General features: G+C 48.3%; 15 protein-coding genes. 13 read left to right on the top strand and 2 right to left on the bottom strand.

Going from position 1 to position 15,245, the window contains the following annotated elements:
- Positions 1-577: 577 nt before the first annotated feature.
- Positions 578-763, bottom strand: a complete 186-nt coding sequence (gene rpmB / locus ARB69_RS11660; RefSeq protein ID WP_009320597.1) for a 50S ribosomal protein L28 — start codon at positions 761-763, stop codon at positions 578-580.
- A gap of 228 nt (positions 764-991) precedes the next feature.
- Here rpmB and ARB69_RS11655 point away from each other — a divergent pair, with 228 nt between their 5' ends.
- From ARB69_RS11655 to ARB69_RS11620, 8 genes are all read left to right on the top strand, one after another.
- A complete protein-coding gene (locus tag ARB69_RS11655; RefSeq protein WP_055153241.1) occupies positions 992-1,597 on the top strand; it encodes an AAA family ATPase in 606 nt (201 codons plus the stop codon).
- 74 nt (positions 1,598-1,671) lie between these two features.
- Positions 1,672-2,031 (top strand): Asp23/Gls24 family envelope stress response protein, encoded by a 360-nt coding sequence (locus ARB69_RS11650; RefSeq protein ID WP_050642790.1) that lies wholly within the window; start codon positions 1,672-1,674, stop codon positions 2,029-2,031.
- Between the two features lie 14 nt (positions 2,032-2,045).
- A complete protein-coding gene (locus ARB69_RS11645) occupies positions 2,046-3,710 on the top strand; it encodes a DAK2 domain-containing protein (RefSeq protein WP_050642339.1) in 1,665 nt (554 codons plus the stop codon).
- Positions 3,711-3,815: 105 nt separating this feature from the next.
- Entirely contained in the window at positions 3,816-5,876 is a 2,061-nt protein-coding gene (gene recG, locus ARB69_RS11640; RefSeq protein WP_055153239.1) for an ATP-dependent DNA helicase RecG, read from the top strand.
- A gap of 165 nt (positions 5,877-6,041) precedes the next feature.
- Positions 6,042-6,248 carry an alpha/beta-type small acid-soluble spore protein gene (locus ARB69_RS11635; protein ID WP_025657508.1) on the top strand — a complete coding sequence of 69 codons (207 nt, stop codon included), beginning with the start codon at positions 6,042-6,044 and terminating at the stop codon, positions 6,246-6,248.
- 230 nt (positions 6,249-6,478) lie between these two features.
- Entirely contained in the window at positions 6,479-7,048 is a 570-nt protein-coding gene (gene rsmD, locus ARB69_RS11630; RefSeq protein ID WP_050642337.1) for a 16S rRNA (guanine(966)-N(2))-methyltransferase RsmD, read from the top strand.
- Positions 7,042-7,533, top strand: a complete 492-nt coding sequence (gene coaD, locus ARB69_RS11625; protein ID WP_025657506.1) for a pantetheine-phosphate adenylyltransferase — start codon at positions 7,042-7,044, stop codon at positions 7,531-7,533. Before rsmD ends, coaD begins: the two co-directional genes overlap by 7 nt.
- 2 nt (positions 7,534-7,535) lie before the next feature.
- The gene (locus tag ARB69_RS11620; protein WP_050642336.1) at positions 7,536-8,126 is read left to right on the top strand and encodes a hypothetical protein; all 591 of its coding nucleotides are present in this window, start codon (positions 7,536-7,538) and stop codon (positions 8,124-8,126) included.
- On the opposite strand, the gene ARB69_RS11615 is transcribed toward ARB69_RS11620, so the two are convergent.
- On the bottom strand, positions 8,112-9,041 hold the full coding sequence (locus ARB69_RS11615) for a hypothetical protein (protein ID WP_055153271.1): 930 nt from the start codon (positions 9,039-9,041) through the stop codon (positions 8,112-8,114). The two genes, ARB69_RS11620 and ARB69_RS11615, sit on opposite strands and share 15 nt — an antisense overlap.
- Before the next feature lie 192 nt (positions 9,042-9,233).
- Here ARB69_RS11615 and ARB69_RS11610 point away from each other — a divergent pair, with 192 nt between their 5' ends.
- The 5 genes from ARB69_RS11610 to ARB69_RS11585 all read left to right on the top strand — a co-directional run bounded on the left by ARB69_RS11610 (position 9,234) and on the right by ARB69_RS11585 (position 15,243).
- Positions 9,234-10,676: an aminoacyl-histidine dipeptidase gene (locus tag ARB69_RS11610; protein ID WP_055153237.1), complete on the top strand. Its 1,443-nt coding sequence runs from the start codon at positions 9,234-9,236 to the stop codon at positions 10,674-10,676.
- A 57-nt stretch (positions 10,677-10,733) separates the two neighbouring features.
- The gene (locus ARB69_RS11605; RefSeq protein ID WP_167702496.1) at positions 10,734-11,570 is read left to right on the top strand and encodes a M23 family metallopeptidase; all 837 of its coding nucleotides are present in this window, start codon (positions 10,734-10,736) and stop codon (positions 11,568-11,570) included.
- 875 nt (positions 11,571-12,445) lie between these two features.
- Positions 12,446-13,846, top strand: coding sequence for an RsmF rRNA methyltransferase first C-terminal domain-containing protein (locus ARB69_RS11595; RefSeq protein WP_055153232.1), 1,401 nt, complete (start codon positions 12,446-12,448; stop codon positions 13,844-13,846).
- Between the two features lie 21 nt (positions 13,847-13,867).
- Positions 13,868-14,575 (top strand): pseudouridine synthase, encoded by a 708-nt coding sequence (locus ARB69_RS11590; protein ID WP_055153230.1) that lies wholly within the window; start codon positions 13,868-13,870, stop codon positions 14,573-14,575.
- A complete protein-coding gene (locus ARB69_RS11585; RefSeq protein WP_055153228.1) occupies positions 14,569-15,243 on the top strand; it encodes an HAD family hydrolase in 675 nt (224 codons plus the stop codon). The genes ARB69_RS11590 and ARB69_RS11585 overlap by 7 nt, the downstream gene beginning before the upstream one ends.
- Positions 15,244-15,245 lie beyond the last annotated feature (2 nt).

Here is a 15,245-nt window from a genome sequence, read left to right as displayed (position 1 = left end):
GACCTGACGGCGCGGAAGTATCTATGCATAAGGAATTGTTGAAAATTGGTGCCACAGGCGATTAATCTTACATACAGGTAGTTAAAGGTATGGAGCATTTCATAACAACTATCTCCAGCCATATTAACCATTCCCCCCAGCTCAATCCGCCGCCACCGCAGGTACCTCCCCCATTTTTACGCTTTTTCTACCGTCCGGATGCGCCTAGCCTGTGCAAGGAGGGGAAGATGCGGCTGGGAACAGGGAATGCTCTTTCTGAATGCGTAAAATGCGCGTTAGAACGGCTTAATGAAAAACCTGCTGTATTTTGAGGATGAAATCGGCTCACAAAGCCGATTTCAAGGAGACCTGAGCTGCACAATCATCAAGATTGTGCAGTGAATGTCTCCGGTGCCTCAAAATACAGCAGGTTTTTCATTTAGCCGTTCTTAGCAAATGACCCGTATACAGAAAGAGCATTCCCTGTTCCCAGCCGCATCTTCCCCTCCTTGCACAGGCGCCCCCATGCAGACACTAAAAAACCGCAAAAAAAGTACCCACTTCAAAGTGAGTACCCCCGTGTCGTTTGATGTTCAGATTAAGCACGTTCTACGCGTCCTGATTTTAAGCAGGAAGTACAAACGTACATTTTTTTAGATCCGCCTTCTGTTTTAACTCTAACGGATTTCACATTTGATTTCCACATCTTTGGTGTTTTTCTATGAGAGTGGCTTACATTGTTTCCGAAGTGAGCACCCTTTTCACAAATAGCACATTTAGCCATCATTGCACCTCCTAACAATCTGAAATAGTCCTTACAGACTCACAACACTGTTATTTTAGCAGAAAGAATTTCTAAAAGCAAGCATTTTTTTGAATTTATGGAAGTAAAATGAAAAAAGAAGGCGGTTTTTCTTTTTGGGTTCCCATAATTTCGAATTCATGTTAAAATTGACATAGAATTTAAATAAGAAAATGAAGCCTTCAAACCGGGCGGAAAGTGGGGAATACTATGGGCAGACGGGTGATTACGATTGGCAGGCAGTACGGAAGCAACGGGCATGATATTGCAAAAAAATTATCTCAGAGGCTCGGGATTCATTATTATGATAAAGAGTTGATTAAGATAGCCGGAGAGAGGCAGTACATTTCCTATGAAGAACTGCTTAAGGTTGATGAGAAGAGAGCGAATCCGTGGAGATATCCGGTGGAGGACGAGGTGCAGATGGAGAGGAAGTTCCGCTTTGAACCTATGAATGATGTTCTTTTCTATACCCAGGCGGAGATCATCAAAGGGCTTGCGGAGAAGGAAGACTGTATCATCGTGGGAAGATGCGCCGACGATATACTGAAAGGTACAAAAGGGAGCAGAAGCGTCTTTATACATGCGCCATTTGAAAAGCGCGTTGAGAGAATTATGGAGCGTGCCTCCATTGACGAGCGTGAGGCCGCCGCCCTTATAAAAAAGATTGACAAACAGCGCAGATATTATTATAACTACTTTACGGACAAAAAGTGGGAAGATATGACCCAATACGATATCTGTCTGGACAGCGGAAGCATACCGGAGGAGCAGATTCTGGATGTTTTGGCAGCACTCTATGAATCTATATTGTAAATTTGTGATAAAGAGAGTATAATACCTGTGTTGATTATGCGAAAAATCCATTCGAGAACTGGAGGTTATATATGATGAAGGGTAGCATGAGTACGGATCTTGGAATTATTACGATCAATCCCGATGTAATTGCCAAGTATGCAGGCTCCGTGGCGGTTGAGTGTTTCGGGATCGTCGGGATGGCTGCGGTTAATATGAAAGACGGCTTTGTCAGGCTGTTAAAAAAAGAAAGCCTGACTCACGGAATTCACGTGGAGCTTTCTGATGATAATGTACTGGAACTAGGTTTTCACGTGATTGTTGCATATGGAGTGAACATTCTTTCAGTCTCTGACAATCTGATGAACAATGTAAAGTATAAGGTAGAGGAATTTACCGGCATGACCGTAGATAAAATAAACATCTTCGTCGAAGGTGTCAGAGTGATTGATTAAGGAGGATACTCGTCGTGGCAACAAAAACGATAAATACAGAGCTGCTAACCAGGATGTTTTTGGCAGGGGCAGCAAATCTGGAGGCTAAAAAGGAATTTATAAACGAACTGAATGTATTTCCGGTACCGGACGGTGACACGGGGACGAACATGACACTTACGATTATGTCGGCGGCCAAAGAAGTCAGTGCGCTGGAACAGCCGGATATGCTGTCCGTATCAAAAGCAATCTCCTCAGGATCCCTCCGCGGGGCCAGAGGAAATTCAGGAGTAATCCTGTCACAGCTTCTCAGAGGTTTTACAAAAGAGATACGTGAATACAAAGAGATCGACGTACAGGTTCTTGCCCAGGCATGTGACCGTGCCCGCGCTACGGCATATAAGGCGGTTATGAAGCCGAAAGAGGGAACCATACTTACGGTAGCAAAGGGCATTGCCCAGAAGGCGGCAGAGATGGCAGAGACGACAGATGATCTGGAAGTTTTTATTCCCGAAGTTCTGAAACATGCGGAATATGTGCTCTCAAAGACTCCCGATATGCTTCCGGTGCTGAAGGATGCCGGCGTAGTAGATTCCGGCGGACAAGGTCTGGTAGAAGTATTGAACGGTGCATACGACGCTTTCCAGGGAAAAGAGATTGATTACAGCGCCATCGAGGCAAGTTCAGGTACAAGTATGGTGAGGCCCGGGGCACAGGCGGAGGCAGATATCAAGTTTGGATACTGCACCGAGTTTATTATTATGACTTCAAAGCCATTTTCTGAGACAAATGAGACGGAGTTTAAGGCTTATCTGGAATCCATCGGCGATTCCATTGTGTGTGTTGCGGACGAGGACATTGTAAAGATCCATGTACACACGAATGATCCTGGGCTGGCGATCCAGAAGGCGCTCACCTATGGACAGCTGTCACGCATGAAGATTGATAACATGCGCGAGGAACACCAGGAGAAGCTGATCAAGGACGCCGAAAAGCAGGCGGCTGAGCAGAAAAAAGCGGTTAAAAAGCCGGAAACCAGAAAAAAAGTCGGTTTCATTGCAGTATCTATCGGAGAGGGAATGAATGAGATATTCAGAGAACTCGGGGTAGATTATATTATTGAAGGCGGACAGACGATGAATCCGAGCACGGAGGATATGCTGACAGCGATAGATGCGGTGAATGCGGATCATATTTTCATCCTTCCGAATAATAAGAACATTATCCTGGCGGCCAATCAGGCGCAGTCCCTGACCAAAGACAAGGATATCCTGGTTATTCCGACGAAGACTGTTCCGCAGGGAATCACGGCGGTAATCAATTACATGCCTGAGGCCGATATTGATACCAATGCCGAGAACATGAATGAAGAGATCAAAAATGTTAAGAGCGGACAGATCACATATGCTGTCCGGGATACCCATATTGATGACAAAGAGATCCATGAAGGCGATATCATGGGAATCGGCGACGCAGGGATCCTTGCAGTAGGACAGTCTGTAGAAGGCGTGGCAAAAGAGATGCTCACCTCACTGGTAGACGAGGATACGGAGCTGATCAGCCTGTATTACGGACAGGATGTCCTGGAGGCGGATGCCGTCCGCTTTGCACAGGAGATTGAGGAATTGTATCCGGATGCGGACGTGGATGCACATTTTGGCGGACAGCCGATATATTACTATGTATTATCCGTAGAGTAGAACAGATCATTGCAGATAAGGCGGGCCAGTTTCCCAGAAGGGAAGCTGACCCGTTTCGAACTCAATCCTGTTTTGTAATTGTCCGATGGGAGAATAAAAAGACCTATGAATGAAAATTCTAAAATAAGCACACTAAAAGGAATCGGTGAGAAGACGCAGGCCCTTTTTGAGAAGGCAGGCATACGGACAATCGGGGATCTGCTGCGGTATTATCCGCGCGGCTACGATGTCTATGATGAGCCGGTCCCGGTCGGAGAGGCAGAAGAAGGCAGGACGGTAACTGTTACCGGCGCCATATTTGGAAGAGTGCAGCTTGGGGGAAGCAAAAAAATGCAGGTGACGACGCTTTATGTCAAGGACCTGACAGGCACTTTAAAAGTGATCTGGTTTCGGATGCCTTTTCTAAAAAATACGCTGTCCAGGGGCGGGATTATCACTCTGCGCGGCCGTGTTGTCAGAAAAAGGGATGGACTGGTTATGGAGCACCCTGAGATCTTTTACCCGAGTGCAAAATACGAGGAAAAGAGAAATACTTTACAGCCGGTGTATCCGCTGACCAGCGGGCTTACAAACAATGCAGTAAAAAAGGCCGTGATGCAGGCCATGCAGTACCTGGATCTGAGGCAGGAGTTTCTGCCGGAGGACATCCGCATGAAGTACCATCTGGCGGAATATAATTACGCCGTCCGCGGCGTTCATTTTCCGGAGACAAAAGAAGAATTCTATCATGCCAGGGAGCGCCTTGTATTTGAAGAATTCCTGATTTTCATCCTTTCCCTTAAAAATCTGAAGGTGCGGGAGGACAAGGCGGCAAATGGATTTGTATTTGCAGAGCGGCCGGAGATCGATCAGTTTTTGGCGTCTCTTCCATATGAATTGACGAATGCACAGCAAAAGGTCTGGGGTGAAATAAAACGGGATATGTCAGGCCCCAATGTTATGTCCAGGCTTGTCCAGGGGGACGTCGGCTCGGGCAAGACAATCGTCGCACTGCTGGGCCTGATGTATGCAGGGCTGAATGGTTTCCAGGGGGCTATGATGGCGCCTACGGAGGTGCTGGCAAAGCAGCATTACGAAAATATTACCTCCATGTTCAGACAATACCACATCCCATTGCATGCTGAGCTGCTGACAGGCTCAATGACTGCAAAAGAGAAGCGGGAGGCCTACGAAAGAATAGCCTCAGGAGAGTCGGACATCATCGTAGGAACCCACGCGCTGATCCAGGAGAAGGCAGTATACCATAATCTGGCCCTGGTAGTGACCGATGAACAGCACCGTTTCGGGGTAAAGCAGAGGGAAATGCTGGCGGGGAAGGGAAAGATGCCGCACATTCTGGTCATGAGCGCCACGCCGATTCCGCGCACGCTGGCGATCATCCTGTACGGAGATCTGGATATTTCTGTGATCGATGAGCTGCCCAGCAACCGGCTGCCAATTAAAAACTGCGTGGTGGACACCGGATACCGCAATACGGCTTATCGTTTTATGCAAAAGCAGGTGGAAGCGGGCCGTCAGTGCTATGTGATCTGCCCCATGGTGGAAGAAAGCGAGAACCTGGAGGCGGAAAATGTGATAGACTATACAGAGCTGCTGAGGGAAGCGCTGGGGAACAGAATTGAAATCTCTTTTCTGCACGGCAAGATGAAGCAGGCCGAAAAAGATGAGATCATGGAAGCATTCGGAAAAAATGAGATCCAGATTCTGGTTTCTACAACAGTCATCGAGGTCGGTATTGATGTGCCGAACGCTACGGTGATCTTGATTGAAAATGCGGAACGGTTCGGGCTTGCCCAGCTGCATCAGTTGCGCGGGCGTGTGGGGCGGGGAAAATATCAGTCCTACTGCATTTTCATGAGTGCCTCAAAATCAAAAGAAACGAAAGAAAGACTGGAGATTCTGAATAAATCAAATGACGGGTTTTTTATTGCGTCAGAAGATCTGAGGCTCAGAGGACCGGGCGATCTGTTTGGAATCCGACAGAGCGGTCTCTTAGATTTTGCTCTGGGGGATGTGTTCCAGGATGCTAAAATTCTACAGAGAGCAAATGAAGCCGCACAGGAACTTTTAGAAAAAGATCCGGAGCTTACAGAGGAAAACCATGCAAAAATGAAGGTCCATTTAAACAAATACATGTCCGAAGTGATGTTAGAGACCACCCTTTAAGCCCGTAAAACCGCTGTTTTATACTGATTTACAAAAATCGTTAAAGAAGGCAGGAACTTCCAGTGTAAAAGATAAAAACCTCCATATACTATGGTTGTAACACACAACAGTGTTATAAAAAAAATCTGAAAAAGTAACAGAAGTTACGAGAAGGAGGAAATTATCATGGCAAGTCGTTCATCTAATCGAGCAGCCGTACCAGAGGCTAAAAGTGCACTGGACAAATTCAAATATGAGGTAGCCAGCGAGCTGGGAGTACCGCTTACAGACGGTTACAATGGAGATTTAACTTCTAAGCAGAATGGTTCTGTTGGTGGTTATATGGTTAAGAAAATGATCGAACAGCAGGAAAGACAGATGGCTGGTAAATAAGCAAATTTCGTAAGAAAAAGCACTTAGGATTGACCTAAGTGCTTTTTTCTGCTAAAATTCTGCATAGTTAGAAGATTTTAAAAGCTCAGACAGGTCTGCGCATTTACGGCACAGACCGTACGAAAACGCTGCGATGGAGGCATCCAGCCCATCGCAAAGCGATTTTAATGGCTGGATGCGTAACAGTTCAGGCTTGTCTGAACTGTTTCAGAAGAATGAGGGTGTTGTTTATGAGAGTGATTGCAGGAAGTGCCAAAAGGATACAATTAAAGACATTGGACGGTCTGGACACACGGCCAACGACGGACAGGATTAAAGAAACTTTATTCAATATGATTGCGCCGACCATCTATGACAGCGTATTTCTGGATTTGTTCGGCGGAAGCGGAGGCATTGGCATCGAGGCTCTGAGCCGGGGCGCCAGGGAAGCTGTTTTTGTCGAGAATAACCCAAAAGCAATGGCATGCATTAAAGAGAATCTCAAAAATACAAGGCTGGAGGCAAAGGCGCTCACGCTCACAAGAGATGTCATGGCGGCGCTCTATCAGCTGGAAGGCGATAAGGTATTCGACTTCATATATATGGATCCGCCCTATGACAGAGAGCTGGAGAAACGGGTGCTGGAATATCTCGCCGGATCCGAACTGGTGTATGAGGATACCGTCATCATCGTGGAGGCCTCAAGAGAAACAGATTTTTCCTATCTTGAAGGCCTGGGATTTTCTATGCTCAAAGAGAAAGAGTATAAAACGAACAAACATGTCTTCATTGAAAAGGCCGGAAAGGAAGAAATATGTTAAGAGCTATTTACCCGGGGAGCTTTGACCCTGTTACATACGGGCATTTGGATATTATCAAAAGATCCTGTAAAATCGTCGATGAATTAATTGTCGGAGTGCTGAATAATAATGCGAAAATGCCGTTGTTTTCTGCAGAAGAACGTGTTAAAATGTTAGAGGAAGTAACAAAAGACTTGACAAATGTCAAAATTGTCCTGTTTAATGGACTATTGATTGATTTTGCAAGACAACAGGGGGCAGATGTCGTAATCCGCGGTTTACGTGCGATTACCGATTTTGAATATGAGTTGCAGATGTCCCAGACGAATCATAAGCTGGAACCGAGCGTCGAGACGATGTTCCTGACGACGAGTATTGAATATTCTTACCTGAGTTCCACTACCGTGAAAGAGATCGCAGCTTTTGGGGGAGACGTATCACAATTTGTGCCGGAAGCTGTGTCATCGGAGCTGGAGAAAAAGATGAACGCAAAAAGGAGAGTGTAACTATGAGCAGCCGCATTGAGCAGATTATTGAGGAGATCGAAGAGTACATTGACAGGGATTGTAAGTTCCAGCCATTGTCCACTACGAAGATCATCGTAAATAAGGAACATCTGGACGAGTTATTGCGCGAACTCAGAATGAAGACACCAGATGAGATTAAAAGATATCAAAAGATTATCAGCAACCGCGATGCGATCCTGGCAGATGCCCAGGCGAAAGCGGACGCTATGATAGAAGAAGCACAGGTACAGACAACAGAGCTGGTCAGCGAGCATGAGATCATGCAGCAGGCTTACTCCCAGGCGAATGAGATTGTAACACAGGCAACCGCACAGGCCCAGGAGATTATCGACAATGCAACAGCAGACGCCAATGCAATACGCATCGGGGCCATCCAGTATACGGATGATCTGCTGGCCAACGCCGAGAGCATAATCGGACATACACTGGACAGCTACACCACCAAGTATGACGGTCTGATTAATTCCCTTCAGGAATGTTATGATGTGGTTCGTACCAACCGTGCGGAACTGGAAGTGCCTGTCGACGATGATGGCCAGTATATTCCACAGGATGGATTAGATGATCTGTAAATAAAGAACAGCAATCAGGCTGGTCACCCCCGCGGTGGCCAGCTTTTCTAATGTATAGGGGATGACGGAGAGTGAGGTCTTCTGTATCATGCACTGTGTCTGTGCAGCGGCGCATATGCCTCCAAAGGAGGTCAGTGCCAGAATTGCAGGATACTGAATCGTAAAAGGCAGTGTGGATTTCCCGATCAGGGCGATCCCATTCGTAACCTCCAGTGCCGGCAGTATCATCCGGACTGGAGCCGGCTGCCAGGGTGCGGACTGTACGAGAGCCAGTATCACGGAAAAGAGAATGATGTATCCGCCGACCTTTGTAATGGTTTCAAAGCTGTCCATGATACAGGTATCCACAATGCGAAATCCCCAGTCTGTTTTGCTTTGGCCGGTCTTTTTCAACGCCGGAAAGTTTTTTTGCCCGTGCAGATAGAATCTTCTGAAGGGAATGCTCATCAGTATAGGCGTGCCCAAAAGAATCAGAAGTGAGGGGAGAAGATATTCTTCCCTGCCAAGCGTTTTCCAGACGATAAAGTTCAGGATAAACACCGGACTGGTATTATTACAGAAAGACAAAAGGTACCGGCCTTCATCCTCTGTGACATAGCCTGTTGTAATCAGGTCGGCGGTTACTTTCGCCCCCATGGGGTATCCACAGAGAAAACCAACAATAATAGCAAAACTTCCGCTTTCAGATACTTTAAATATGCGGCACAAAACCTTGCCGAATGCCCTGGATATGTAATGGATACTGTCGGTGCAGAGCAGGAGGTTGGTGATGATGATAAAGGGAAACAGGGTCGGCAAAATGATTTGAAACCAGAGAAGGAGCCCCTCACTGGCTCCGTTAAATACCGCCTTGGGAGAGATGAGCATGAGAGCAAAAAGGATCACAATCCCGATTCCGGCCAGGTTATGTTTCATAAGAGTTACTCCTTGCAGATCAGCCAGATAAATGTTATTAAAGATATATGAAACGGGTTGATTTTTTATGCCCTCTGTGACAAAATGATAACAGTTCAGAACCATCTGAACTGCCATACAAATGAGAACAATCCAGCTGTTCAAAACGGAACAGTTATAACATAACAGCCATATAGGAAGGGGAATATAACAATGCCGATATTAAATGAACTGGAACCAGTGGAAGTGTTTCACTATTTTGAGGAACTGAGCCGGATACCGAGGGGAACTTTCAATACAAAAGCAGTCAGTGATTACTGCATGGCATTTGCGGCAGAGAGAGGGCTGGAGGCCATTCAGGACGAATTGAATAATGTCATCATCAAAAAGCCCGGAACAAAAGGATATGAGGAGAGTGAACCGGTCATCATCCAGGGGCATCTGGATATGGTATGTGAAAAAGCAGAGAATTCGGATCATGATTTCACAAAAGACCCGCTGGATCTCTATGTAGAGGATGGGTTTGTAAGGGCGCGGGATACCACCTTGGGGGCTGACGACGGAATTGCCGTGGCTATCGCACTTGCACTGCTGGACAGCAGTGACATCCCGCATCCTCCGCTGGAAGCTGTCTTTACGGTGGATGAGGAAGTGGGAATGGGCGGAGCAGAAGGGATTGACCTTACGCCGCTGAAAGGAAAGATGCTTCTGAATCTGGATTCAGAGGACGAAGATACAATTATAGCAGGATGTGCCGGTGGTTTAACTTTCCGCTTGGATCTGCCTGTCGGCAGGAAAAAGGCTGCAGGCAGCTGCCTTGATGTTACCATCCATGGGCTGAAAGGCGGGCACTCAGGCGTGGAGATTGACCAGCAGCGCGGCAACGCCAACAAACTGGCCGGACGTCTTTTAAACAGGCTGAACCAGAATATGGACATTGCCCTTGCTGAGATTCAGGGCGGTGCAAAGGACAACGTCATCACCTCTGTCAGCAAATTCACCATCGTTGTGCAGGACAGCGTAAAAGCAGAACTGATCATCGAGAACATGCTGAATACCTGGAGGCAGGAATTCGGCGCAGATGAGCCAGGGCTTGATATCTCAGTTATTAAGACAGAACATGAGGAGAAATCCGTTTTTTCCGATGCGGACAAAAACAAGGTCATCTTTTTCCTGAACAACTGCCAGAATGGAGTGTACGGGTTCAGCAGGTCTTTAAAAGGCCTGGTAGAGACGTCCGACAATCTGGGTGTTGTGAAGACCGGGGAGAGCCAGATTTCTTTTATTCTGCTGATCCGAAGTTCTGTTTCTTCCAGATTGGAGGAACTTAAGGAGGCTTTGACAGGCTGGGCAGAATTCCTTGGAGGCACTTACGAGATTACCGGTTCTTATCCGGCATGGATGTACAAAGAAGATTCCAGAATCCGTCCGATTGTGGCCGGGGTATTCGAGAAGGTCTACGGAAAAAAGCCGGAGATAGCTACCATACATGCAGGACTGGAATGCGGCCTGCTGTCCGGGAAAAAGCCGGAACTGGACTGTGTATCCTTCGGCCCCAGAATGTTTGACATCCATTCCGTCCACGAGCGGCTGGACATTGCCTCAACCTGGCGGATGTGGAATATAATCAAAGAAATCCTGAAAGAATGCAAATAGGACATTCTTCTGCTCATATATTAAAGAGAGTACGTGTGCAGAGGAACATCTGAAAAGTTGAAAAGAAAAAGATTGCACAACTATATCCTTCTGAATCTGCTTCTGGCATTTTTCCTGGCAGTGGGCATTCATGAACTTCTCATACAGGGAGGTTACGCCCGGCTGAATGAAAATACAGCTGCCGGAGACGGTTTCAGAAGGCAGTCCCTCAATGAGGAGATGCTGAACTACATACAGAATACAAAAGACCCGGGAGAAAACCTGGGCCTTTATTGGCTGGAGACAGATTTCGGGACAGACCCGTTGAAGAAAACCCCCGATCCGGAGCTGTTCTCCGAACTCAAAAAGCGATGGGCCAGCCGCCCGGGCTGGGAAGAATACATCGCACAGTGCAGGGGAATCTGGAACGACGTCAAGTATTTCCCGGTGCCTGCACCCACCGGTAAAACGGAGGCTGGAGTATCCTTTGTAGATTCCTGGATGTACGAGCGCAATTACGGCGGCAAGCGCGGTCATGAGGGAACCGACATCATGGCAGACAAGAATGAGAGAGGCCTGTATCCGGTTGTCAGCATGACAGACGGAGTAGTGCGCCACAAAGGCTGGCTGGAACAAGGAGGATGGCGCCTTGGCATCGTGGCTCCGGGCGGCACCTATTTCTACTACGCCCACCTGGATTCCTATGCGGACATAGAAGAAGGGGATACCATACAGGCCGGGGACCTGCTGGGCTACATGGGAGACACCGGCTACAGCAAAACCGAAGGAACAACAGGAAACTTTCCGGTTCATCTGCATGTGGGAATCTATCTGTTCCATAACGACGAGGAAATCAGCGTCAATCCGTACTGGGTGCTGCGCTATCTCGAACCCCACAAACTAAAGTATTCTTAGCTCACGGGCTTTAGCCCCGGGAGCGGATGGGGGACGCCGGGCGTGGAATGGGATGGGGACGCATGGGGATGGGGCAGACGAAAGACGGCTCAAGGTACCTGTCATTTCAAAATACGGACACGGGACTAAGAAATTCTAGGAGGGAAGCAGCCATGAAAATGGGGCACAGCTGACACATCACGAGAAATCCTGATGATTTCTCGCGCTGGGTCAGCAGCTTCTGTGATTCGGAATCACAGAAGCTCCCCATTTTCATGGCTGCTTCCCTCCAAGAATTTCTAAGTTCCGTTTTAGCATTTTTGAAATGACAGGTACCCCCTTGAGCCGTCTTTCGTCTGCCCCATCCCCGTGCGTCCCCATCCCATTCCACGCCCGGCTGGTTCATCCGGCCGGAAGAAAAGAGGCCCGTAACCTGGTTGGGAGAATAGACGGGGGAGGCGGATGGAACTGCCTGCGCGGGTTCCCTACCGTTTGGATGCAACAGCAAATGACGAGGCGGGGACGGCTCATGGCGGGGCAGTGTCTGCTGGTGGAAAGTCCATAAAGCAAGCGTTAGAAGCTGTTGAAGAAAACGGAACGGAAAGGGAGGGCAGAATTTGCCTTACCAGGCAGATTCTGGTGCCGCCTGCGGCGCGAATGCATCGGCATTCGGGCCAAATGCGGCACGTACCTCCCTTTCCGTTCCGTTTTCTTCTACAGCTTCTTAGCGAAGTGTCAGGACATTTCACCAGCAGACATTGCCCCGCCATGAGCCGTCCCCGCCTCGTCATTTGCGTCCCCCTCATCCCAAAAAGTCTCCCCCCCCCATTCCCACATTTAGCTCTAGTCCTACAGGGGGATTTATGATATAATCAGTTTCATGTGGAGGATTTGATATGAACTTACCGAAAGCATTTGAAGAGAAAATGAAAGGTCTTCTGGGGGACGAATATGACGCCTACCTGGAGTGCTTTGATGAGCCGCGCCACTATGGGCTGCGTGTGAATACAAATAAGATCAGTGTGGAACAGTTTTTGAAGATTGCTCCCTGGCCGCTTGAGCCGATTCCGTGGATTTCCAACGGATTTTATTATGATGGGGAACAGGTACAGCCCGCAAAACATCCTTATTACTTTGCGGGGCTGTATTATCTGCAGGAGCCGAGCGCTATGACGCCTGCCAGCCGCCTGCCGGTGGAACCGGGGGAACGGGTGCTGGATGTCTGTGCAGCGCCGGGCGGGAAGGCTACGGAACTGGGGGCTAAGCTTAAGGGAGAAGGTGTCCTGATCGCCAATGATATCAGCAATTCCAGGGCAAAAGGGCTTTTGAAGAACCTGGAACTGTTTGGAATCGGCAATATGCTGGTGCTGAGCGAAGAACCTGGAAAACTGACCGAATATTTTCCGGAGTATTTTGATAAAATTCTGATTGACGCTCCCTGTTCAGGGGAGGGCATGTTCCGCAAAGATAAAAAGATGGTGAAGGCATGGGAGGAGCATGGTCCTGAATTTTTTTCCAAACTCCAGAGGAGTATTATCACGCAGGCGGCTGCTATGCTCAAGCCGGGCGGGATGCTTCTGTACTCGACCTGCACTTTCGATGCCTCGGAAAATGAGCAGTCGATAGAGTATCTGATTTCTCAGTATCCGGAATTTGCGGTCTGCCCGATTGAACCCTATGACGGGTTCACACAAGGCATGCCGGAGGTAACAGAGGGCGGCAATCCCGGACTTGCAGAAACCGTGCGGATATTCCCGCACAGGATGAAGGGGGAAGGGCATTATCTTGCACTGCTGAAAAAAGCACATTCTCCTGAACTTGAGGAGAATGGGAACAGACAGAAATGCATGTCAGGACAGGGAAAGGGCAGAAAACTGCCGGAGGAACTGGCGGAATTTCTGCAGGATACGACCTGGGAGCTGGATCCTTCCCGGCTGGATATACATGGGGAGAGGATTTATTATATGCCGGACGGGCTTCCTGAGCTGAGAGGTGTCAGGTTCCTGCGTTCGGGACTGCTTCTGGGAGAGCTGAAGAAGAACCGGTTTGAACCCAGTCAAGCGCTGGCTATGTGCCTGAAAAAGCAGGAGTATCAAAAGATTCTCGATTTCCCGCTGGAGGATGACAGGGTGATTAAGTATCTGAAAGGCGATACCCTGGATGTGGAGGATATGGCTGCCTTAAAAGAGAAAGGCTGGTACCTGGTATGTGTGGACGGTTATCCGCTTGGATTCGGCAAGCTGGCGAATCAGACACTGAAGAATAAATATCTGCCGGGCTGGCGGTGGATGTCTTAAAACCGTGGAATGGGATAAGTTATGAAGTTAAGATTAGATAAGTATCTGGCAGATATGGGGCTTGGAACCCGCAGTGAAGTGAAGAAGGCGATTACAAGGGGCCTGACGGAAGTGAACGGCGCGGTTGTAAAAAAGCCGGAGTGCAAAGTGGACACGGAGACGGATGAGATCCGGTATCAGGGAAGGCCTGTGGGTTATATTGCATATGAGTATTATATGCTGAATAAGCCGGCAGGGGTTATTTCTGCCACGGAGGATCCGAGGCAACGGACGGTTATTGATCTGATAACAAGCAGGCAAAGAGACGATCTGTTTCCGGTGGGACGCCTGGACAAGGATACAGAAGGGCTGCTTCTGATTACAAACGATGGTGCGCTGGCGCACAGGCTGCTTTCACCAAAAAAGCATGTGGATAAGGTTTATTATGCACGGATACAGGGCGTGGTGACAGCGGCGGATGCGGAAGCATTTGCCGTGGGTCTTGATATTGGAGATGAGAAAAGAACCCTGCCGGCAAAGCTGGATATACTGGAATCGGGAGAGATATCGAAGATTCGGGTGACGATTCGGGAGGGCAGGTTTCATCAGGTGAAACGGATGTTCCAGGCTGTCGGAAAAGAAGTGATCTATCTGAAAAGGCTGCAGATGGGCAGCCTGAAGCTGGATGAGAACCTGGAAACCGGTGCATACAGAGAATTGACAAAGGAAGAGTTGGAAGCATTATGTTAGAAAATAAAAAAGCGGTCATTTTTGACCTGGACGGGTCTCTGGTGGATTCCATGTGGATTTGGCCGGAGGTGGACGTGCAGTATATGGATAAATATAATCTTACGGTGCCTGCGAATTTTCAGAAGGCGATCGAGGGAATGAGCTACACGGAGACGGCACAGTATTTTCTGGATACTTTTCCCGGTCTTACCTGCACCCTGGATGATGTGCGGCGGGAGTGGATGGAGATGACATTCGGGTTGTATACAACGAAGGTGCCCTTGAAGCCCGGGGCAGGGGAATTTCTGGAACATCTCCGCTCGCTGGGGATCCGGATGGGGATTGCCACGAGCAATGCCAGGGAACTGGTGGACGCGACTTTGAAGGCGCTTCATATCGAACACTACTTTTCTTCCGTGCGCACTTCCTGCGAGGTGGCGGCCGGAAAACCTGCTCCGGATGTCTATCTGAAAGTGGCAGAAGATCTGAAGGTGCGGCCGGAGACCTGTCTGGTGTTCGAGGATGTCCCGAGGGGAATCGAGGCGGGAAAGAATGCGGGCATGTCTGTCTGCGCCGTGGATGATGATTTTTCGCGGCAGGATGAGGCGGAGAAGAAGAAACTGGCGGATTATTTTATCCGCGATTATTATGATATTAAGAATCATACCTATGAAATATGTGGAGTATAAAT

Origin of the sequence: Faecalicatena contorta (assembly GCF_001404335.1) — a bacterium.
GTDB lineage: Bacteria > Bacillota > Clostridia > Lachnospirales > Lachnospiraceae > Faecalicatena > Faecalicatena contortus_B.
The sequence above is the reverse complement of the archived record's forward strand: the minus strand, read 5'-3'. Positions and strand labels throughout refer to the sequence as shown.